This window comes from Kitasatospora sp. NPDC057936 (genome assembly GCF_042887525.1).
In the GTDB taxonomy this organism is placed as follows: domain Bacteria; phylum Actinomycetota; class Actinomycetes; order Streptomycetales; family Streptomycetaceae; genus Kitasatospora.
In genome coordinates, this window is the sequence record NZ_JBHVPD010000061.1 from 22,342 (window position 1) to 41,833 (window position 19,492).

The 19,492-nt window shown below is 74.3% G+C and carries 20 protein-coding genes; 11 read left to right on the forward strand and 9 right to left on the reverse strand.

Annotated elements, in window-relative coordinates; translation table 11 throughout:
* Positions 1-2: 2 nt before the first annotated feature.
* Positions 3-1,259 carry an alpha/beta hydrolase gene (locus ACFVU9_RS27980; protein WP_387597970.1) on the reverse strand — a complete coding sequence of 419 codons (1,257 nt, stop codon included), beginning with the start codon at positions 1,257-1,259 and terminating at the stop codon, positions 3-5.
* A 112-nt stretch (positions 1,260-1,371) separates the two neighbouring features.
* Here ACFVU9_RS27980 and ACFVU9_RS27985 point away from each other — a divergent pair, with 112 nt between their 5' ends.
* Positions 1,372-1,848: a MarR family winged helix-turn-helix transcriptional regulator gene (locus tag ACFVU9_RS27985; protein ID WP_380448739.1), complete on the forward strand. Its 477-nt coding sequence runs from the start codon at positions 1,372-1,374 to the stop codon at positions 1,846-1,848.
* Positions 1,849-1,900: 52 nt separating this feature from the next.
* Positions 1,901-2,503: a hypothetical protein gene (locus ACFVU9_RS27990; RefSeq protein WP_387597973.1), complete on the forward strand. Its 603-nt coding sequence runs from the start codon at positions 1,901-1,903 to the stop codon at positions 2,501-2,503.
* A gap of 111 nt (positions 2,504-2,614) precedes the next feature.
* Here the strand turns inward: ACFVU9_RS27990 and ACFVU9_RS27995 are convergent, their stop codons facing one another.
* The 3 genes from ACFVU9_RS27995 to ACFVU9_RS28005 form a co-directional block, all read right to left on the reverse strand.
* A complete protein-coding gene (locus tag ACFVU9_RS27995) occupies positions 2,615-3,532 on the reverse strand; it encodes a class I SAM-dependent methyltransferase (protein WP_387597976.1) in 918 nt (305 codons plus the stop codon).
* 218 nt (positions 3,533-3,750) lie between these two features.
* Entirely contained in the window at positions 3,751-4,461 is a 711-nt protein-coding gene (locus tag ACFVU9_RS28000) for a DUF6193 family natural product biosynthesis protein (RefSeq protein ID WP_387597979.1), read from the reverse strand.
* Positions 4,462-4,590: 129 nt separating this feature from the next.
* The gene (locus tag ACFVU9_RS28005) at positions 4,591-5,172 is read right to left on the reverse strand and encodes a TetR/AcrR family transcriptional regulator (RefSeq protein WP_380497011.1); all 582 of its coding nucleotides are present in this window, start codon (positions 5,170-5,172) and stop codon (positions 4,591-4,593) included.
* Positions 5,173-5,253: 81 nt separating this feature from the next.
* Between ACFVU9_RS28005 and ACFVU9_RS28010 the strand changes: the two genes are divergently transcribed.
* A complete protein-coding gene (locus ACFVU9_RS28010) occupies positions 5,254-5,748 on the forward strand; it encodes an FBP domain-containing protein (RefSeq protein WP_380507150.1) in 495 nt (164 codons plus the stop codon).
* An 86-nt stretch (positions 5,749-5,834) separates the two neighbouring features.
* Here ACFVU9_RS28010 and ACFVU9_RS28015 read toward each other — a convergent pair whose 3' ends face one another.
* Together ACFVU9_RS28015 and ACFVU9_RS28020 are read right to left on the reverse strand one after the other, a co-directional pair.
* The gene (locus ACFVU9_RS28015; RefSeq protein ID WP_387597983.1) at positions 5,835-6,032 is read right to left on the reverse strand and encodes a hypothetical protein; all 198 of its coding nucleotides are present in this window, start codon (positions 6,030-6,032) and stop codon (positions 5,835-5,837) included.
* Between the two features lie 99 nt (positions 6,033-6,131).
* Positions 6,132-6,515: a hypothetical protein gene (locus ACFVU9_RS28020; RefSeq protein WP_387597986.1), complete on the reverse strand. Its 384-nt coding sequence runs from the start codon at positions 6,513-6,515 to the stop codon at positions 6,132-6,134.
* Between the two features lie 240 nt (positions 6,516-6,755).
* Between ACFVU9_RS28020 and ACFVU9_RS28025 the strand changes: the two genes are divergently transcribed.
* From ACFVU9_RS28025 to ACFVU9_RS28035, 3 genes are read left to right on the forward strand one after another with little or no spacing between them, the layout of a single operon-like run.
* The gene (locus tag ACFVU9_RS28025) at positions 6,756-7,892 is read left to right on the forward strand and encodes a DUF6183 family protein (RefSeq protein ID WP_387597989.1); all 1,137 of its coding nucleotides are present in this window, start codon (positions 6,756-6,758) and stop codon (positions 7,890-7,892) included.
* 3 nt (positions 7,893-7,895) lie between these two features.
* On the forward strand, positions 7,896-8,312 hold the full coding sequence (locus ACFVU9_RS28030; RefSeq protein WP_387597992.1) for a hypothetical protein: 417 nt from the start codon (positions 7,896-7,898) through the stop codon (positions 8,310-8,312).
* Positions 8,309-9,661, forward strand: a complete 1,353-nt coding sequence (locus ACFVU9_RS28035; protein ID WP_387597995.1) for a PQQ-binding-like beta-propeller repeat protein — start codon at positions 8,309-8,311, stop codon at positions 9,659-9,661. The genes ACFVU9_RS28030 and ACFVU9_RS28035 overlap by 4 nt, the downstream gene beginning before the upstream one ends.
* Before the next feature lie 47 nt (positions 9,662-9,708).
* On the opposite strand, the gene ACFVU9_RS28040 is transcribed toward ACFVU9_RS28035, so the two are convergent.
* The gene (locus tag ACFVU9_RS28040) at positions 9,709-12,672 is read right to left on the reverse strand and encodes an acyltransferase domain-containing protein (protein WP_387597998.1); all 2,964 of its coding nucleotides are present in this window, start codon (positions 12,670-12,672) and stop codon (positions 9,709-9,711) included.
* A 222-nt stretch (positions 12,673-12,894) separates the two neighbouring features.
* Here ACFVU9_RS28040 and ACFVU9_RS28045 point away from each other — a divergent pair, with 222 nt between their 5' ends.
* Positions 12,895-13,506, forward strand: coding sequence for a TMEM175 family protein (locus ACFVU9_RS28045; protein WP_387598001.1), 612 nt, complete (start codon positions 12,895-12,897; stop codon positions 13,504-13,506).
* Positions 13,507-13,514: 8 nt separating this feature from the next.
* Here the strand turns inward: ACFVU9_RS28045 and ACFVU9_RS28050 are convergent, their stop codons facing one another.
* Positions 13,515-15,329 carry a DUF1003 domain-containing protein gene (locus tag ACFVU9_RS28050; protein ID WP_380501022.1) on the reverse strand — a complete coding sequence of 605 codons (1,815 nt, stop codon included), beginning with the start codon at positions 15,327-15,329 and terminating at the stop codon, positions 13,515-13,517.
* Between the two features lie 144 nt (positions 15,330-15,473).
* Here ACFVU9_RS28050 and ACFVU9_RS28055 point away from each other — a divergent pair, with 144 nt between their 5' ends.
* Both ACFVU9_RS28055 and ACFVU9_RS28060 read left to right on the forward strand, forming a co-directional pair.
* Positions 15,474-16,148: a DUF4937 domain-containing protein gene (locus ACFVU9_RS28055; RefSeq protein WP_387598004.1), complete on the forward strand. Its 675-nt coding sequence runs from the start codon at positions 15,474-15,476 to the stop codon at positions 16,146-16,148.
* Positions 16,149-16,221: 73 nt separating this feature from the next.
* Complete coding sequence (locus ACFVU9_RS28060; RefSeq protein WP_387598006.1) at positions 16,222-16,947, forward strand: DUF4937 domain-containing protein; 726 nt, start codon at positions 16,222-16,224, stop codon at positions 16,945-16,947.
* Positions 16,948-17,017: 70 nt separating this feature from the next.
* Here ACFVU9_RS28060 and ACFVU9_RS28065 read toward each other — a convergent pair whose 3' ends face one another.
* The gene (locus ACFVU9_RS28065) at positions 17,018-17,554 is read right to left on the reverse strand and encodes an NUDIX hydrolase family protein (protein WP_380448036.1); all 537 of its coding nucleotides are present in this window, start codon (positions 17,552-17,554) and stop codon (positions 17,018-17,020) included.
* A gap of 292 nt (positions 17,555-17,846) precedes the next feature.
* On the opposite strand from ACFVU9_RS28065, the gene ACFVU9_RS28070 reads away from it, so the two are divergent.
* Both ACFVU9_RS28070 and ACFVU9_RS28075 read left to right on the forward strand, forming a co-directional pair.
* Positions 17,847-18,794, forward strand: coding sequence for a hypothetical protein (locus tag ACFVU9_RS28070; protein WP_387598009.1), 948 nt, complete (start codon positions 17,847-17,849; stop codon positions 18,792-18,794).
* Positions 18,795-18,883: 89 nt separating this feature from the next.
* Positions 18,884-19,435: a GNAT family N-acetyltransferase gene (locus tag ACFVU9_RS28075; protein ID WP_387598012.1), complete on the forward strand. Its 552-nt coding sequence runs from the start codon at positions 18,884-18,886 to the stop codon at positions 19,433-19,435.
* Positions 19,436-19,492: the final 57 nt, after the last annotated feature.

A 19,492-nucleotide genomic window follows, 5' to 3' on the forward strand; every position in this document is an offset into this window, starting at 1 on the left:
GCTCAGCCCCGCCGGACCGCGTCGAGGTGCGCCGGCGCGGCACCGAGCCACCACGTCGGATCGGCGCTGCCGTCGACGGTGCTGCCGTCGCGGCGGACGTAGTGCCGCACGTCCCGCCCGGGCGTCGCGAACTCGCCCGCCAGCGCCCGCTCCAGCCACTCGGCGCCGAACCGGAAGACCTCGGCCGCCACACCGCCGAGCGGGTGGAACTCGTCCTCGTAGACCCGCAGTTCCTTCGGCACCCGGACCTTCTCGAAGCTCTCCAGCGCCTGCCCGAGGTCGGTCAGCTCGTCGAACTCGCCGATGCCGTACAGCACCGGGCAGGTGATCCGGGCCACCAGGTCACCGAGGGGCAGGTGGCGGACGAGGTCGCGGTCGAAGGCCTCCTCGTCGGTGTACCCGGCCATGTACATGTAGTTGTTCTTGAAGGTCGGCTGGGCGCGCTCGAAGATGGTCGCGAAGTCGCCCGTGACGGCCTCGAACGCGGCGAGCGCGGCCAGCCGGCCGTCGGTGGCGGCGGCGCGCGAGCCCCAGTAGCCGCTCATCGAGATGCCGAACATGCCGATCCGTGCCGCGTCGACCTCCGGCAGCGCGGCCAGGTGGTCGAGGTAACGGCCGATCGCGCGCTCGTAGTTGGTGAGGTCGACGGCGAGCCCGCCGGCCCGCGTCTCGCCCTGACCGGGGCCCTCGATGGACAGTGCGACGACCCCGCGCGAGGTGTAGTAGCGCTCAGCCGCCCAGATGTAGTCCTCCTTGATCATGTCCATCCCCGGGCCGAGGATGACGGCCGGCGCGTTCTCGACCGGCCCGGCGGGCAGGTGGAGCAGCGCGTGGATCGCTCCGCCCTCGAAGTCGAGGACGACGCGCCGCACCCGGCCGTCACGCAGCGCGCCCAGGCGCTCGACGCAGTGGTCGGTGCGCGTGCGCATCGCGGCCTTGCGCGGATCGGTCGCGTCGAAGATCGAGTACTGGGCGCGGCCCCACATCACCGCGGCCCGCCCGTAGAGGTCGGCGGCGGTCCGCGCGAAACCGCCGCGCTCGTGGTGCGCGGCGCGCTCCTCCGCCTGGGCGGCGACCGTCGCCCAGGCCTTGGGCAGCATCGCACCGCTCCTGACCAGTGCGAAGACCTTCGCGAAGTCGGTGTGGTCGTGGCCGAGCTGCTCCATGGTGCCGACGGCCTCGGGGTGCAGCGCGTCGAAGCCGCCCTGGGCGAGCGCGGTGTCGAGGGCCCAGCTCTGGCCGGTGGAACGGGTGGTCATGGCGGTCTCCTTCTCGGGTTCCGGATCACTAAGTACTTAGTGATTAAGTACTTAGTTATTAAGTACTTAACCTAAGCTGGTGTCAAGCCACCACCGCCGAGGAGACCCGCACATGACCGAGCCGACCCGCGAGCCCGCCCCCGAGCCCGCCCCCGAACGCGCCGACGCCCTCGACCGCCTCGCCCGGGCCGCCTACCGCCTCAGCGCCGCCGACGCCCGCCTGCGCGGCCGCGCCACCCGCACCCCCGGCGCCCTCTCCCTCACCCACGCCCGAGCCCTGCGCACCCTCGCCGACCGGGGCCCGCTGACGATCAGCGGACTCGCGGCCGGCACCGAGACCACCGGCGCCGCCGCCACCCAACTGGTCAACGGCCTGGTCGCGGCCGGTTACGTGACCCGCACCCGGCCGCCCGAGGACAAGCGCTCCGTCGTGGTCGCCCTCACCGACGCCGGCCGCGAGCGGCACCGCCGGCGCCAGCAGGCGCTCACCGACGCCCTGCACGCCGACCTGTCCGACTACGACGCGGACGCCCTCGACCGCGCCGCCGAGGTGCTCCAGCGGCTGTCGGCCGTCTACGACCGGCTGTGAGGACCAGCCCGACCGACTCGGCTGTCGGTGGGGTGCGCCAGGATGTGCGGCCATGAAGATCAACGAACTGCTGCAGGACCTGGCCGACGAGTACGTCCAGGGCGACCCCACCGAGTTCCACCGCATCGGTGACCTGAAGGTGGTCGAGGGCGTGGTGTTCAGCTGCCCGGCGCCGCCCGAGTGGAGCGCGTGCGGTGACGTCCCGCCGGGCTCGCACCCCGTGTACGTCGGCGTGCGGCGGTTCCGGGACCCCGGGACCGGCCGGGAGTCGAGCACGGTGGAGATGGTGTTCGTCCCGCTGGCCGGCCCCGAGGAGATCGCCGGGGCCGAGTTCGAGGACGCCGTCGAGGACTGGCAGCCGCTCGGGCCGGACTTCGGCTTCCTGTGGGACTCGACCGCCATGGACGCGTTCCGCGACCGCTCCGTCCGGCCGGACGCCTTCGAGGACCTGGCCGCCTTCGTGGACCACGTCGGGGCCGAGCTCGACGCCGCCGACGCGGCCGGCAAGGTCCCCGCGTGGGTCGACGCCGTGGTCAACGAGGAGACGGGCGCCAACGTCCTGGCCTTCCGCGTCGGCGACGAGTCCGCCCTCTGCCTCGAAGGCCGGGACGACGCGGGCAATCTGGTCGCCCTGCTGTTCTCCGGCACCGTGTGACGGAAGCCCGGGACGGCTCCGCCCGGGACCGCCCGGGACCGCTCCGCCCGGCGCGCTGACGGCGCCGGGCGGTGTCAGGCCGTCGGCGTTGATCAGGACGGCCGCCGGCTACTACTGGGCCCGGATCAGGACCAGCGAGCCTTCCAGCACCGCCTGCTGCCGGAGGTGGCCGTACCGCTCGTCCCACGCGCCCGAGGCCAGGTCCCGCTCCAGCCGGTCGGTGTACTCGCGGGCCACCTCCGCCGGGACGAAGCTCCACGCCGAGCAGGACTGCCGGGCGGCCGGGTCCAGCAGCATCTCGGGGCGCGCGTAGTAGGCCTCGTTGAAGCCGTCGACGCAGTCGGCCGGGACGGGCACCACGGTGACCTCGACCTCGCCGCCCAGGGCCTCGGTGATGTCGGCGACGGACGGGTAGCGCCGCGCCTCGGTGTCCAGCACCAGCGGCGCGTACTCGTACAGCCAGAAGTCCCGCACGAGGTCCGGGTCGCAGGTCAGGACGACCACCGGGCCGCGCGTGACCCGGCGCAGCTCGCGCAGGCCGGCCTTCACGTCACTCCACTGGTGGACACTGAACGTCGTCATCGCGCCGTCGAACGCGTCGTCCGGGAAGGGCAGGTCCTCCGCCACCGCGTCGACCGCCTGCGGCAGGTGCGCGGGCCGCTGCGCACGCATCGACGCCGACGGCTCGACCGGCGTCACGTCGAAGGCCTCCGACTCGTACGAACCGGCCCCGGCACCGACGTTGAGCACCGTACGGGCCCCGCCCAGGGCCTGCTCGATCAGTGCGGCGATCCTCGGTTCGGGGCGCCGGTAGGCGGCGTACGAGCCGCCGATCGCACCGTAGTCCGCGTCGCCCGCACTGCCGTCCGCCGTCCGCCCGGTCCGCTGCGCCATGAGGTCCCCCTTCAGCCGGTCCAGCACCCGCCCGGCGTGCTCGCCGGGCTCGTCGGCGGGCCGGGGCCTCCCAGGCCGGTCCTGCCTGCCGTTGGTGTGATCGTAGACCCAGCCCCGAAGGCGAGGTCGGCTCAAGGCCGCACGGAAGTCGCCAACCGTCTCGACCTGCCCCTGCGCCTCGTCCCGTGCTCCGGCCGGGCGTCCGTCGCCGAACTCCCCTGGCGCCCGAGCGCCTCGGAGGTGCGACTCGCGGGCGTTCCGGCCCGCTAAACGGTCTCCTGGCGATCAAGAGCGCTGGGGACAGGTGCAGCCGGACGTGGCGACGAACACGATCGCTACCGCTCGACCACCGCTTAACGTGCCGGCCCGATCCCCTCCGGCAGGACGGCGACCACGAAGGCGACGGCCTCCTCCGGCGTCTCGAAGCGCGCGAGCAACTCGCTCCGGTTCCGTACCCCATAGAACCCCTCATCGTGCGGCCAGATCATGTACCCGACCCGTGTCGTATTCCATCGCGCCGTGGTACCGGTGGAGAACCAGAGGTTGAAGTGGCTGGTCACCGGCATCAGTTGGCGGAGCACCGGCTGGGCGTACGCGGCCGCCAACAGCGCATGCACGCGCGGGAACCGGTTCATCGGCGGCATGTGGACGCCGTCGAGCTTGAGGCACCACGCCAACTCGACAGCACCGAGCGGCTCCCGCTCGTGCGCGAGGGCCCAAGGGCGGAACTCGATGCACGGAGCCTGCTCCTTGGTCTCCTCGAGCCCCGCTCCGCCGGTCCAGGCCACCGCCGCCCTGACCACCTCGGCCGGATCGGCGGTCCACCCGCAGGCCAGGCGCCGGCCGTTGCTCTGGAGGTACACCCAGAAGGCACGCCGCTGCTCGCCGGCCGGACGCACCGACACCCGCCGGCCGAGCCCCGCGTCGACGTACACCGCTGTGCCGCTCCACTGCCCGTCCGGCTCAGGCAAGACGACCCCGAGGCCCTCCGCCACACGCCCCAACGTCTCCTGGAGCACCCCGCCACCCCAGTTGCTCTCGCCGGACCCCACCCCGAAGCTCATCCCGCCAGTATGCCGCCGAGCGCATCGACGGTCCCGGTCGATCAGGTGCCGGCCCTCCCGGCTCCGGGCAAGGCGGCCCCGGGTTCGACCAGGTGCCCTTCGACGACCCAGCCGGCCCGGGGCTCCTGGCTAGCCGATCGGCGGGCTCTTCGGCCAGTTGCGCAGGAGCGTGTCGAGGGCGTCGAGGATGCGCGCCCAGGTGTCCTCGGTGTCGCGCGGGGTGTGGGCGAAGCTGCCGCCCGTCTCCAGCGTGACGTAGCCGTGGAAGGTGCTGCCCAGGAGCCGGACGGCGTCCGTCTCGTCCGGCTCCACGAAGTCGTAGCCGCGCAGGATAGCGCGCGTCATCTGCGAGTGGCGGACGGCGGCGCTGGCGCGCGCGGTCTCCGGGTCCAGCTGGAGCCGGGCGGCGGCGTAGCGGCCGGGGTGCTCGCGGGCGTAGTCGCGGTAGGCGTCGGCGAAGGCGGTCAGCGCGTCCTTGCCGGCCCGCCCGGCGAGGGCGGCGGACACCCGGTCGGCGAGCTCCTCCAGGGCGAGCAGGGCGATCCTCGTCTTGAGGTCCTGCGAGTTCCTGACGTGCGAGTAGAGGCTCGCATCCTTGACGCCGAAGCGCCGGGCGAGCGCCGAGACGGTCACCTTGTCGAAGCCGACCTCGTCGGCGAGTTCCGCCCCCGCCCTGGTGAGGCGTTCGGCGGTCAGTCCTACGCGCGCCATGCGGTTCCCCTCTGCTTCCCACGGTCTCCTGGAGCAATAATACATTTGCCTAATGCTCCTAGGTAATTTACGTTGATCCCTATGAAGCCGCTGACCGAACGAGACATCCGTGCCGCCTTCGTCAACACCACCAAGGGCGAGGCCTCGCGCCTGAACGTGCCGCGAGACCTCGCCGAACAGCCCTGGGAGGACCTGGACTTCCTCGGCTGGCGGGATCCCCAGGCCCCCGACCGCTCCTACCTCGTCGCCGAACTCCCCGGCTTCGGCGACCGCCCGGTGGCCGTCGCGCTGCGCTCGTCCTCCGGGGCCTCCTGGCAGGCCCGGCGCAGCATCTGCTCGCTGTGCGTGACCACGCACACGGGTGGCGTCTCGCTGCTGGTCGCCCCGCGGGCCGGCAAGGCGGGCAAGGAGGGCAATTCGGTGGGCGCGTACATGTGCAGCGACCTCGCGTGCTCGCTCTACGTGCGCGGCAGGCGCGAGGTCGGCACCAAGCTGCACGAGTCGCTCACCGTGGAGGAGAAGATCCAGCGCACGGTGGCGAACCTGGCCGCCTTCGTCGCCAAGGTCACCGCATGACCGCGGGTGGCGGCCCGCTGTGGGACGTCACCCTGAGCTGGCTCCTCTCCCCCGCCCCCGCACCCGCACCATCCCGGCGCCGGCCGTCACCCGACGGCTGGCGCCCGCAGCTCGACGTGCCCGTACCGGAGAGCGGTGCGGTGCCCGTCGGTGAACTCCACCCGCAGCCGCCCGTCCGGCCGGACGTCCACGACCACGGCCCCCTCGACCGCACCGAACTCCGAGTCCCGGTACACCCACACCCGGTCCCCGACGCGGAACTCCACCGTCTCCGAGCTGATCACCGGACTCACCTTCCCGCTTCCCCGCCGCACCCGCCCCGCCACTGACCCATACGTCCCCCCGGGCCGCGGGACTCAACGCATCAGCCGCAGGCCCGCGGGCTACAGCTCGTACGGGTACAGCCGGAGCGATGTGACCCGTGCCGCCACGACCTCGCCGGGCCGCACGTCCCAGCCGTCCGCCGGCGGCTCCAGCAGGACGATGTCGTCGCCGAGCCGGAGGTCGACGACGGGGTCGTCCGCGTCTCCCGTCCCGAGGACGGTCCCGGTGAGCACGGCCCCGCCCGCCGGGGTTCCGGTGATCGCTCCCGGTCCGGTGGTGGCTCTCGCCCACGCGGCGATCGGCTCCCCCACGTCCAGCTCGACGTCGAAGAGTCGGCCGGGGCCGGGCGACATCGCCCCGGCCCACAGGGCGTGCGCCCGGCCGAGGGCGCAGCGGAAGTCGACCCGGCCGCCGTCCAGGACGGCGACGATCTCGACCCGCATCTCAGCACCCCTCCGGCGACTTCGACGACTTCGACGAGCGCTTCGAGCTCGGCCTCGACCGGATCATCGGCGCCGGCCCCGACGGGAGCCGGGTGAGGGCGCGGTCCGGGGCTTGCTTCTTGGTCACCGACCCAGTCTTACTGACAACCAGTCATTGGTCACCGGCCAAGACGGTGGGGACCGCGCACCTGGGCCGGGCCCCCACCTGACCGCTCCCACCAGGGCGGTACGCTCGCCCGCGTGCGGAACACGATCGAACAGCTGGTCGACGGCCTCGCCGGCAGCGTCATCATCGGGGGCGTCCTCGACCTCGCCGACGAGCATCTCCGGCGCGGCGACGCGGACTTCGTCGCGGAGCTCACCGCGGCGGTCCACGCGCGCTACGGCGCGCGCGCGAAGGGCACCGAGCACCACTACCTCTTCTCCCTGCTCCTGTGGAGGCTCGCCACCACCCACCGGCGCGACGCCATCGCCCACGCCCTTCGGCTGGGCTTCGCCGACCTGTCGCCCACCAAGCGGCCCGAGCGCAGGGCCGCCGCCGTGCTCGCCGCCAACCAGTCCCCGCGCGACCTCGCCCAGCTCTTCGCTCCGGGCGAGGCCGCGTACGGGGACACCCCCGACGAGCTGCGGGCCTGCCTCGTCCACGAGCTGGTGCTCCGCCGCTCCACGCCCCCGCCGGAGGCCGTCGAGTGGGCGGCGAACTCACTGTTCTGGCAGGGCCATCCGCTCGCCTGGCTGCCCTGGTCGCTCTCCCCGCTGGAGGGCACGCCGCAGCTGACCCGCTACTGGCTGGGCGGCGGAGGGGGCGGCATCGGGTACGGCCTGCCCGAGGGGCGCGAGCTGCCGAACGACCCCGCGCCCGTCCCTGCGGTGCGCGCCAACGACCTCGACTTCGCCCTGACCACCGCCGTCGACCGCTGGGACGGGCGCCACAACGGCCGGGTCGAGGCCGGGATCCACGTCACGGACGCCCCCGTCGACGCCGACGCCCTCCACCCGATGCTGGCCTCGCTCCCGCTGGACTGCCTCGACGGCCTGACCGGCGCCAGGAACCTCGCCGTCGTCGCGACCACCCCCGCCGAGGCGTGGCGCCAGCTCTTCGCCGCGGCGTCCACCGGCGGCGGCCGCGAGGACGAGTGGTGGTACGGCGCGCACGGCCGGCTCGCCGCCTGGCGGTCCCTGGCCGCCCTGGCCGGCGCCCCCGGCGACGCGACGCCCGCCGAGGTCGAACGGCGGGTCGCCACCTGCGCCTGGTACGGCTTCCGGGCCTGGACGGACTGGTTCAACTGCGACCTGTGGGACCTCGGCCTCGCGACCCTCTCCCCCGACCGCACCCGCCTCACCGTCCTCGCGGCCACCGACTACAACGGGGGCTGAGCCGTGCCCGCACCCGAATGGTCCGGCCGGCTCGGCTGCCTGTGCGCCGAGCTCCGCACGGCCGACGACGGCAGCCAGGTGCTCACCGCCGGCGACCGGCAGGTGGTCATGCGGCCCGACGCCGCCGTCCGGCACCGCGGCGGCCTGCTGCACCACCGGATCACCGTCGAGCAGCCCGGCGAACCGGTCTTCACCGTCCGCTACCGGCCCTCCTGGCACGCCCGGCTAGGGCCGCTGCCGGACGCGACCCACGACCGCTGGGCCGCCGAATCCGACGACCCCGGGCTCGAACTGACCGCACGCTGGGGGGCACCGACGACTGGGTGGACGACCGGGCCGATACTTGACCGTCGGGTTCTCCGTCAGGTTCTCCGTCGGGTTCTTCGTCGGGTTCGAGGCGTTTCGGGGGAAAGCCGATGATCAACGATGCCGTCCCGCTGTCCGTCGACCACGACGCGGCGTCAGGGCTGTGGACCGTCACCGCGCCCAAGGACAGCCTCGGCCCGATCGCCGTCGCCGACGGGCAGGTGCTCGTCCCGTTCGACGGGCGGATGACCGCGTTCGACGCCCGCGACGGCGGGATGCTCTGGCGGAGCCCGCACCCGCTCGGCGGGACCGGGCTCCGGCTCGCGACGGCCTTCACCACGGCCGGGCAGCACGTCGTCGTGCCGAGCCGCAATCCGAGCCCGCACGGCACCGAGCCGATCGGTCTCACCTGCCTCCGCCGCACCGACGGCGCGCTCGCCTGGATCCGGGACGCCGCCCCGCTCTCCGGCTACCTCGCGGACGGCCGCACGCTCGTCCTCTGGCAGAGCCACCCCGACGCGCCGCGCCACGTCACCGCCGTCGACCTCGTGGACGGCCGCCGCCTGTGGCGGCACGACTACGTGGACTTCGGGAGCGTCCTGCTGACACAGGGCCGGGTGATCGTCACCGTCGGGACCCAACGGCGCCACTACACCCGCGCCTACGACGCCCGCAGCGGCAAACAGCTGTGGCGCACCGCCATGAACCGCTACCCGGCCCGCCTGCACCTCGTCGCCGTCGATCACCTGCCCGGGCCGGTCGTCTTCACCGCGCACCCGCGCAGGGACACCGTGCAGTGGTTCGACCCCGCCACCGGCACCGCACTCGGCTCCCTCACCACGGGGTACCCCTCCACTCGCTGGCGCGGCGCCGGGACGGACGGCGAGGTGCCCTCGGCGGCCTGGGCCCGGGTCGACGACCGCCGGGTGGCACACCTCCGGCCACTCGGAGAGATCGGAGAGGTCGGAGAGGTCGGAGGGATCGGAGAGGGACGGGTGCGGACCTTCTTCTCCCCGCGGCGACCCCTGCGCCTCTCGGACCCGCAGGTCGTCGAGGTAGCCGGCAGGCTCTACACGACCGTCCGGCTGGACGGGACGCACGACGACCCGGCCGCGATCCGCGGGGAGCGGATCGTCTCGGCCCGGCTCGGCGGCCGCGGCCGGCCGCCGCGGCTCACGGGGCTCCGCTGGCCGCTGAAGGTCCCGCGGCGCGAGCGCCGGAACTTCTACGCCCACCTCGTCCCGGCACCCGGACGCCTCTATGCCCTGCTGATCCACCGCGCGGCGTGGGCCGTCGTCGCCGTCCGGGGCGGCCGGGTGCTCTGGCGGCGCGGCTCGCGGGCCACACCGCCCGTCCCGCTCGGCGACCGGGTGCTCCTGCTCGACGACTGCGGCGAGCACGACCACCTGCGGCTGGTCGACGGCCGGACGGGCGCCACGACGAGGCCCTGCCCACGCAAGTGAAGCCCAGCGACAGTGAAGCCCGGCGAGAGTGAAGCCCGGCGGGCACGCTACTCGACGGACTCCGCCGGCCGGCACGGCTGCCGCCGCCGGAACGGGTACGTCGGCAGGTCGACCCGGCGCGCGCCGGGCGGGAGCATCGGCGTCCAGTCCACCGGGGCGCCCCGGACGAACGCCTCCGCGAGCGAGCGGGCGAACCGCTCCCGGCCGCCCTCGCCGCGCGCCAGCGTGCCGCACACCACGGACGCTCCGGCGGCCACGCCCGCGTCGGCCAGCGTCGCCCCGATCGCCGTCGTCATCACCGGGTGCGCGCTGACCTCCACGAAGCCGGTGAACCCCTGGGCCGCCAGCGCCCGCACGGCGGGGTCGAGCAGCACCGGTTCGCGCAGGTTGCGGTACCAGTACCCGGCGTCGACCGGGCCGGCCACCCACGCCCCGTCGACGGTCGAGAACCACGGCACCGTCGGCGTCAACGCCCGCACATCGCCCAGGAGTTCGGCGATGTCGCGCTCGACCCCGACCACCTGCGCGGTGTGCGACGCGTAGTCGACCGGGACCATCCGCACGTCGATGCCGCGCCCCACCAGCTCGGCGTGGAAGGCGCCGAGCGCCGAGCTCTCCCCGCCCACCACCGTGCGCTCCGGCCCGTTGACCGCGCCGACCTCGACGCCGTCCCCGCACGCGCGGATCCAGTCCCGCACCCGGCCCTCGGGCAGCGGCACCGACACCATGCCGCCCCGGCCGGCCAGCCGGTCGCCGATGGCGCGGCTGCGCAGCGCGACCGTCCGGGCGGCGTCCTCCAGGGACAGCGCGCCCGCGACGCAGGCCGCCGCGATCTCGCCCTGCGAGTGGCCCAGCACGGCCGCCGGGCGGACCCCGTACGCCTCCCACAGGGCCGCGAGCGAGACCATCACCGCGAACGTCACCGGCTGGGCGATGTCCACGCGCTCCACCGGCGGTGCGCCGCCGACACCGTGCACGACGTCCACGAGCGACCAGTCCACGTGCGGGGCCAGCGCCCGCCCGCACTGCGCCATCCGCTCCGCGAACACCGGCTCGTCGTGCCACAACTCCCTTCCCATGCCCGCCCATTGGCTGCCCTGGCCGGGGAAGACGAAGACCACGCCGCCGTCCCGGCGGCCCGGTGGCGCGGCACCGGCGACGAGACCGGGCGCCGCGCCGCCCTCGGCCAGCGCCCGCAGGGCCGCGCGGACGGCGTCCGAGTCGGCCGCCGCCACGACGGCCCGGTGCTCGAACAGGGCCCGCCCCGCGAGGAGCGAGAGCGCCGCGTCCTGCGGGCGCACGCCGCCGTCCAGCGCATCGGCCAGCCGCCCGGCCTGCGCCGCCAGCGCCCCCGGCGTCCGCGCGGACACCACGAGCGGGGCGAAGCCGGCCGACTCGCCTTCCACCCGGGGCTCTTGCGGCACCTGCTCCGGGAGGCCGTCCCGAGCCGCCCGCCGCGGGACGATCCGGGGCGCGGCCGCCAGCAGCAACCGCAGGGCGGTCGGGTCCGCCGTCCCGGCGCCGTTGCGCGGGATCGCGTCGACGAGGTGCAGCCGGACCGGGAGCGCGTGCGGTGCGAGGCGCCCGGCGCCGAACTCCCGCACCGCGTCGAGCGTCGGGGCGCTCCCCGGCTCCGCGACGGCCACCAGGGCGACGGCCGCGCCCCGCTCGTCGTGCGGCGCGCCGACGGCGGCGAGCTCCCGCAGGCCGGGGCAGCCGGTGAGCGCGCGCTCGACCTCGGCCGGGTGGACCGTCCCGCCGTCCCGGACGAGCGCGTTCGCCAGCCGGTCGACCAGGTACAGGCAGCCGTCGGCGTCCAGCCGGCCGAGGTCCCCGGTGCGGAACCAGCCGTCGTCGTCCCGCAGGGCCTCCTCGCCGCGCCAGTAGCCCGGTGAGACGTGCTTCCCGCTCACCCACACCTCGCCGGGCTCGTCCGGCCCGGACACGTCCGCGCCCGAGTCCGGGTCGACGATCCGCAGCCGGGTGAACGGCATCGGCCGGCCCGCCGAGCCCGCCTTCGCGACGGTGAGTTCCGGCGGCAGGTAGGAGGCGAAGGACGCCGTCTCCGTGAGCCCCCACGCCTGTTGCAGCATCACCCCGCGCGCCGCGTAGTCGAGGACCAGCCGCGCGGGCACCGGGGCGCCCGCCACGACGGCGCAGCGCAGCGCGGACAGTTCGGCGGCGGCGAACCCGGGCAGGCGAGCGAGCGCCGCGTACATCGAGGGGGCGGCGAAGAACGTGTTGACCCTCAGCTCGACGAGGTCGCGCAGCGTCCGCTGCGGGTCGAAGCGGCGCCGGACGACGGTGGTGCCGCCGTGGCCGAGGCTGCGCAGGGTGAAGCACGCGAGCCCGCCGACGTGGGACAGCGGGGTGACGACCAGGTTGACGTCCTCCTCGCGCGTGACCATCGCCGCGTCGACGTTGGCACCGCTCCACCAGAGGTTGCCGTGGGTGATCCTGACGGCCTTCGGGCGGCCCGTGGTGCCCGCGGTGTGGAGCAGGACGGCGAGGTCGTCGGCGTCCAGGGACGCCGGTTCGCGCGGCGGCTGCGTGGCGGCGGCGAGCGCGGCGGCGAGCGGCGTCCAGTGCGGACCGGGCACGTCCGTCAGGGGCGCGGCAGGGTCGTCGTCGATGAGCAGCAGGCGCGCACCCGGCGCAGGGCCGACCAGTGGCGCGCGCCCCGGCTCGGCGACGACGGTGTGCGCCCCGCAGTCGCGCAGCACCTCCCGGATCTCCGCCGCGCCGAGCCGGTGGTCCACCGGGACGAAGGCGGCGCCCAGCCAGCCGCAGGCCAGGTAGGTGGTGAGCAGCGTCGGGCTGTTGAGCCCCAGGTAGGCGACCCGCCGCCCGGCCGTCACCCCGCCCGCGGCGAGCACCTCGGCGAGGCGGCCCGCGCGGTCCAGCAGTTCCGGGTAGCCGACCGCGGATTCCTCGTAGTGCAGGGCGGGGCCGCCGAGGGGGCGGGCGGCCGCACGGCGCAACGCGTCGATCGGGGTGATCTCCAGGTGCATGGCTCGTCCTCCTGTGGTGCGGGGGCGGTCAGGCGCACGCACCGTGGTCGGGTGTGCGATCTCTATCAGATGTGACTCACCGTGACCACCGCCACCCGAAAAGTATGGAGAGCTGGTAAATCAGGCCGCCGCATCGCACCCGGCGCCACGGCGTTGCGCCGCCGGGTGCCCGCGCCCGGCTGGGATCCTCGCCCGGTGGAGACGGTGGAGCCGGCGCGGCCGGTGGCGACAACGGACACGGGCCGGGTCGAGGCGTTCAGCGACGGGGTGTTCGCGATCGCGATCACGCTGCTGATCCTGGAGATCAAGGTCCCGCAGGGCCACGGCGCGGCCGAGCTGTGGCGGGCGCTCGGCGCGCAGTGGCCGTCCTACTTCGCGTACGCGGTGAGCTTCCTGGTGATCGGGGTCATCTGGGTCAACCACCACACGCTGTTCGTGCACCTGGCCCGGGTGGACCGCACGCTGGTGTTCGTCAACCTGCTCCTGCTCATGCTGGTCTCGGCGCTGCCGTTCCCGACCGCGCTGGTCGCGCAGAACCTGCGCAACGGCTCGGCCGCGAACGTCGCCGCGGCGGTGTACGGCGGGGTGATGGTCGGGCACGCCGTGCTGTTCTCACTGTTCTGGAACCACGCGACGCGCACCGGCCACTGCTTCGACGCGCGGGTCGACATCGCGGCGGCCCGGGCCGCCCGATGGCGGTTCGAGGTGGGCATGGTCGTCTACCCGCTCACCGTGGGCCTGGCGTTCCTGTCCGCACCCGCGGCCCTCGCCGTCCACGGACTGCTGGCCGTCTACTACGCGTTCAACCAGGTCAAGGTGCCGACGCTGCCCTGAGACAGGCCCTACGACTTCCGCTTCCGCCGCACCAGCGACACCGCCGGTTCGGGCCGGTCGAGTTCGGTGGCCGTGCGCACGGCCTCCATCGCCCGCAGCTCGGTGGGCACCCGGGGCCGGGCGCCGAGGCCGAAGAAGCCGCCCTCGTTGTTGGCGTCGGCGACGACCGTGGCGATCTCCAGCAGGAACTCCCGGAACCCGTCGACCTCGTCGGGGGCGACCCTCGCGACGATCCGCGTCGCCTCGCGGATCACCGCCAGCGCGGGCCGCTCGTAGTCGGCGTAGCGCGTCGCGGGCTGGAGCCCGGTGTCGAAGGTCGACGACGCGGCCAGCTCCCGCACGAAGCGGCGCGGGTGGGTCACGCCGGCCTCGCGCAGCAGCTTGACCAGCGCGATGATCTCCTCCGCGTCGGCGACGCCCTCGGCGAGCGCCACCAGCACGCCGGAGGCCATCAGGGACCGGCCCAGCGTCGCCCACTCCTCGGGCGTGAAGTCCGGCTCGCCCGGCCCGTCGGCGCCGTGGCCGGTGCGCAGCACCTGGAAGCCGACGTCGGCGAGCACGGCGGGCAGGCGGCGCACCGAAGCGACCGTCCGCGCGCGGGCGTTCGGGGACAGCTCCGCCCACGGCACCTGCTCGGCGTCCCGGCCGTCCCGCTGGCCCGGCAGCGCGCCCGGGCCGAGGACGGCGGGCGCGCTCAGCCCGTGCTCGTGCTCCAGCCGGGCGAGGACCTCCGCCTCCTCCTCGGTGAAGTCGACGGGCGGCGGGCCGTCGGCGCCCGGCGGCTGCTCGGAGGTCGGCACCATCAGGCAGCCGACGGCGGCCAGCCGGTCGCCGAGCCGCCGCGCCTGGCGGCGGTTGGCCTGCCGGAGCTCCTCCGGCAGTTCGTCCCAGGGCAGCAGCCCCGGCCCGCTGCCGGGTTCCCGGCCGTCCTCGACGGCGGCCTCCAGGCGGCTCTGGTGGATGGCCCGCGCCAGGTGCTTGGTGACCTGGGCGCTGGTGTAGTCGGCGAGGCTGTCGATGACGCGGTCCTGCGCCTCCAGGCGCGCCTTCATCCGGCGGCACTCGTGCAGGACGGCCTCGGCGTCCAGCAGCGTCTGCTCGGCGCGGCGGTCGCCGGCCCGGCCGATGACGTCCTGTCCGACCATGATGACGATCATGAAGACCAGCTGGGCGAGGGTGGACAGGAAGCTCATGAACGCGAACGGGTACGGGTCGAAGGTCTGGAGGCCGGACTCGGCCATCCCGATCCACACCACCTGCGTGCCCGCGGCGACGTAGAACGCCCACATGCTGCCCAGCCGTCCGGTCAGCCACGCGGCGATCCGCCCGTTGACCGTGGTCGCCTGGTCGATCGCCTGCGGCGGGTGCTGCACGCGGTGGCGCTCGATCCACGGGTGGCGGCTGGTCTCCAGCAGGCTGACGCCGCGCCCGAGCGCGAGGTCGTGCCGGTCCAGGTGCGCCTGGAGGTCGGCGACCCGCTCGAAGATCGCCTCGGCGCTCTCGTAGGTCTGCACCGCCCGCCGGTCCGCCGCCATTCCGAGCACCCGCTGGCCGACCAGGATCACCAGGCAGAGCACCAGTTGGACGACGTTGTCGAGGAACAGCAGGAACGCGAACGGGTACGGGTCGAGCGTGTGCAGCGGCCCCCAGGTCGCGAGCGCCATCCATCCGCCGACGATCGCCAGCGTCACGTACAGCGCGGGCATCGAGCCCACCACACGGGTCAGCGCGGCCGCGAACGCCCCGTTGAACCCGACCTGTTCGTACGCCATCGCCACCGGCTGCTGCCGCGGCGCCTCCGGCCCCGCACCGACCGCACTCACGTCCACTCCTCACGCAGATTGCCGAGGACGCACTGAACCCGTTTCCGGACGCTCTGTCAACGTCCTTTCTACGGACCGTGATTCCGTGTCGCCCGGAACCCCGAAGGCTGGCACCGGTCCGGCCCGACCGCCGATGATGGCCCCATGTGGATCAAGTGGATCAACTGCCGCGTGCTGCCCGGCGGACGGGAAGCCTTCGCGGACGCGCAGCGCGAATGGGCGGCCATCGCGGACCAGCCGGGGCTGGTCGGGCAGGTCGGGGGCTGGGAGGCCGGCGGCGAGCGGGCGCACGTGCTCGGCGTCTGGGCCGACGAGGAGGCCTACACCGCCTTCATGGCGGTGCGCCACGACGAGATCGTCACGGCGGCGTCCGCCGAGCGGTCCGGGCGTCGCGACGGGGAAGGACCCGAGCCGAGGAGCTGGCAGGTGACCTCGGTGACGACCGGCGCCTCCGTCCTCGACATCCCGGGGGAGGCCGCCGGCCTGGACGACGCGCTCGCCCGCGGCACCGCCCTGCGCGTCGCCGACTGCCACCTCCACCCGGGCCGCGCCGAGCACTTCCTCGACGCCCAGCGACGCGTCTGGAACCCGGCCATGGCGGCGGCCGGCGGCATGCTCGCCGGCGCCGTCACCCGCCTCGCGGACGACCGGTACCTCGTCGCGACGCTGTGGACGGACGCGGACGCCCACCAGCGCTACGCGGAGCGGGACGTGGCCGCCCTGCGCGCACGCGCGGACGTCGCCGCGGACGTCCGCGCGCTGACCGGGCTGGCCCTGCCGCTCGAAGCCGACTGGCAGGTCCTGCCCGGCCTCGGATGAGCCGTCGGCTCGGACAGCCGGCCGGCGCGGGCCGCTTGACGCCGGCCGGGCGCGACCGCCGATGATGGTCCGCATGTGGATCAAGTGGAGGGACTGCCACGTCCGGCCGGAGGCACTGGAGCGCTACCGGAGCGGGCGGAGCGAGTGGACGGCGCTCCCGGGCCACCCGGGGCTGGTCGGGCAGGTCAGCGCCCGGGAGCCCGACGGCCCGCGCGCGTGCGTGCTGGACGTCTGGGCCGACGAGGCCGCGTACCTCGACTTCAGGGACGAGCGCAACGCCGCCATCGACGCCGACCAAATGGGCTACGCCCGCTTCCGCATGAGCGAACCCGCCGAGGACGAGCCGACACCGGAACAGCGGTACGCGGTGCTGGAGAACGCGGCCGGCCCCACCGTCCTCGACATCCCGGGGGAGGCCGCCGACCTGCACGAGGCCCTGACGCGCGGCACCGTGCTGCGCGTCGACGACTGCCGCCTCCACCCCGGCCGCGAAGAGCACTTCCTCGCCGCCCTGCGCTCGGCCCGGGGCCTGGGGTCGGCCGCGGCCGGCGACCTGCTCGGGGGCGTGGTCGCCCGCGTCGTCCCGGACGTCTTCCGCGACCGCGAACACCACCTCGTCGTGACGCTCTGGGCCGGCCCGGACGCCCACCGGCGGTACGCCGAGGCCGGCGCGGGCGCCCTGACCGCCTTGGACGCCCGCGCCGACCGCGCCGACCGCACCGCCGACGTCCGGGAGCGGACCGGGCTGGTCCTGCCGGTCGAGTCCGACTGGCAGGTCCTGCCCCGCGTCTGGTTCTGATGCGCCGGCTCCGCCGACCTCACGAACCCGGCAACAAGCCTTCAATCCCCCAAAAGAAGCGTTTCCGCCGTCAGCTCAGGCAGCCGACGTGCGCCAGCGCCCGCTTGAGCAGCACCCCCTGACCACCCGGCATGTCCTGCTGCACCAGCGGCGAGGCGGCCTCCGCCGGGCTGAACCAGACCAGGTCGAGCGCGTCCTGGCGCGGCCGGCAGTCGCCGGAGACGGGCACGACGTAGGCGAGCGACACGGCGTGCTGGCGGGGGTCGTGGAACTCGGTGATGCCGAGCGTCGGGAAGTACTCGGCGACGGTGAAGGGCTGCAGCGAAGCCGGGATCCGCGGCAGCGCCACCGGCCCGAGGTCCTTCTCCAGGTGCCGCAGCAGCGCGTCGCGGATCCGCTCGTGGTGCAGCACGCGCCCGGACACCAGCGTGCGGCTGACCGTCCCGTCCGGCCCGATCCGCAGCAGCAGCCCGATCTGGGTGACCTCCCCGGACTCGTCGACCCGCACCGGCACGGCCTCGACGTACAGGATCGGCATCTGCGCCCGGGTCGTTTCGAGCTCCTCGGGCGCGAGCCAGCCCGGCGTGGTTTCCGTGATGTCAGACATTGCTTGATCGTACGATCCCCGGACGGCCGGACGACGGCTGCCCCGCCCGGTGATGACCGTCCGTCACCGGCCGCCCGGCCCGGGCGGCCCGCCCGGGCGCCGTCCAAACCCGCCCGACGGCTAGAACCGCACGAGAGTTTGGCATAGGCACGGCAAAGCCTTCGCGCCGCCGCTTCCGCACGTCTGGACGGACGCCGCCCGAACTGGTGAGGTGTCGGGGCTCCATCCGAACACCCTTCCGCACGCAGGCAGTTCGCCCCGCCCTCACACCCTCACATCCGGGAGCAGACGCATGCGCACAACCTTCAAGGCCGCCGCCCACACCCTCGCGGCGCTGGCCCTGGCGGCCTTCGGGACCACCTCGCTGGCCACCGGCGCCCAGGCGGCGCAACCCGCCACCGCCGCCGCCCACTTCGGCCTCAAGCCGCTCGACCCCGCCGCGGCCGCCTCGCAGCGCGCGGTCACGGCCGCGTCCGACACCCTGTCGGTCGGGTCCAGCGCGAGCCAGGGCGTGGTCTCCCCCACCCCGAAGGTCTACCTGGTCTTCTGGGGCACCCAGTGGTCGTCCGACCCGGCCGGGGTCGCGACCGACATGCAGAACATGTTCAAGGGCCTCTACGGCGCCAAGGACACCTGGGGCACCATCCTCGACCAGTACTGCGAGGGCGTCCCCAAGGGCACGGTGACCTGCGGCACCAAGGGCGTCCACGTCAACCACCCGGCCACCTCGCCGTTGGCCGGGGTCTGGTTCGACAAGTCCGCCGCCGCGCCGGCCAACGCGACGGCCGCGCAGATCGCCGCCGAGGCCGGCAAGGCCGCCGCGCACTTCGGCAACACCACCCAGGCGCCGAACCTCAACGCCCAGTACGTCGTGCTCTCCCCCACCAAGACGCACCCGGACGGCTTCCCCAACTCCGGCTTCTGCGCCTGGCACGACTTCACCTCCACGTCGTACGGCAAGCTCGCCTACACCAACCTGCCGTACATCCCCGACAACGGCGCGGGCGCCTGCACCACCTTCACCGACGGCCGCCTGCTCTCGGGCATCGAGTCCACCGAGACCCACGAGTACGCGGAGACCGTCACCGACTTCTGGCCCAGCATCGGCTGGAACGGCGGCGGCGGCGAGATCGGCGACGCGTGCGTCCAGCTCGACGCGTACGTGACGCTGAGCACCGGCACCTTCGACCTCCAGGGCCTGTGGTCGAACAGCGCCAACAAGTGCGTGACGCACGGCTGACGCGTCCCACCCCTCGCCACGGCCCTCCCGGACCGCACCCGCCCGAATTCGGGGTGCGCGGCCCGGGAGGGCCGTGGCATCCTCCGGAGATGAGCCTGCCCGAACCGGTGATCGACCTGAACGACGGCCTGCTGCTGCGCACCTTCCGCGGCCAGGCCGACCTCCCCGAGCTCTTCCGCGTCATCGAGGAGTCGCTGGAGCACCTGCGCCCGTTCATGCCGTGGGTGGCCGGGCACAGCCTGGAGTCCACCACCGACTTCCTGGCCCGCCGCGAGGAACAGTGGGCGAACGACAACCACACCTACGCGATCGTGCAGGACGGCTCCATCGTCGGCGCCTGCTCGCTGTACCGGCGCGAGGACTCCCCCGACGAGGGCCGCGAGATCGGCTACTGGCTGCACCCGGCCGCGACCGGCCGCGGCATCGCCACCCGGGCCACGCGCGCCCTGGTCGAGCAGGCGTTCCGGCTGCCCGGCGTCGAGTACGTCGAGGTCTGCCACGACCCGGCCAACCTGGCCAGCGGCGCGATCCCGGCCCGGCTCGGCTTCACCGAGCACCGCCGCCTGCCCGCCGAGCCCGTCGCCCCGGCCGAGACCGGCGAGGACCTGTTCTGGCGCCTGACCCGCCCGGCAGCCCGGTAGCGCATGACCGGATCGTTCCGCATCGGGGCCCGATGGTGTCTACGCGCGGGCCCCCGC

What these genes read in the sequence shown, in the direction of transcription:
- ACFVU9_RS27980 (WP_387597970.1), bottom strand. Translation starts at nt 1,259, where the DNA reads ATGACCACCCGTTCCACCGGCCAGAGCTGGGCCCTCGACACCGCGCTC.
- ACFVU9_RS27985 (WP_380448739.1), top strand. Translation starts at nt 1,372, where the DNA reads ATGACCGAGCCGACCCGCGAGCCCGCCCCCGAGCCCGCCCCCGAACGC.
- ACFVU9_RS27990 (WP_387597973.1), top strand. Translation starts at nt 1,901, where the DNA reads ATGAAGATCAACGAACTGCTGCAGGACCTGGCCGACGAGTACGTCCAG.
- ACFVU9_RS28000 (WP_387597979.1), bottom strand. Translation starts at nt 4,461, where the DNA reads ATGAGCTTCGGGGTGGGGTCCGGCGAGAGCAACTGGGGTGGCGGGGTG.
- ACFVU9_RS28005 (WP_380497011.1), bottom strand. Translation starts at nt 5,172, where the DNA reads ATGGCGCGCGTAGGACTGACCGCCGAACGCCTCACCAGGGCGGGGGCG.
- ACFVU9_RS28010 (WP_380507150.1), top strand. Translation starts at nt 5,254, where the DNA reads ATGAAGCCGCTGACCGAACGAGACATCCGTGCCGCCTTCGTCAACACC.
- ACFVU9_RS28020 (WP_387597986.1), bottom strand. Translation starts at nt 6,515, where the DNA reads ATGCGGGTCGAGATCGTCGCCGTCCTGGACGGCGGCCGGGTCGACTTC.
- ACFVU9_RS28035 (WP_387597995.1), top strand. Translation starts at nt 8,309, where the DNA reads ATGATCAACGATGCCGTCCCGCTGTCCGTCGACCACGACGCGGCGTCA.
- ACFVU9_RS28040 (WP_387597998.1), bottom strand. Translation starts at nt 12,672, where the DNA reads ATGCACCTGGAGATCACCCCGATCGACGCGTTGCGCCGTGCGGCCGCC.
- ACFVU9_RS28055 (WP_387598004.1), top strand. Translation starts at nt 15,474, where the DNA reads ATGTGGATCAAGTGGATCAACTGCCGCGTGCTGCCCGGCGGACGGGAA.
- ACFVU9_RS28060 (WP_387598006.1), top strand. Translation starts at nt 16,222, where the DNA reads ATGTGGATCAAGTGGAGGGACTGCCACGTCCGGCCGGAGGCACTGGAG.
- ACFVU9_RS28065 (WP_380448036.1), bottom strand. Translation starts at nt 17,554, where the DNA reads ATGTCTGACATCACGGAAACCACGCCGGGCTGGCTCGCGCCCGAGGAG.
- ACFVU9_RS28070 (WP_387598009.1), top strand. Translation starts at nt 17,847, where the DNA reads ATGCGCACAACCTTCAAGGCCGCCGCCCACACCCTCGCGGCGCTGGCC.
- ACFVU9_RS28075 (WP_387598012.1), top strand. Translation starts at nt 18,884, where the DNA reads ATGAGCCTGCCCGAACCGGTGATCGACCTGAACGACGGCCTGCTGCTG.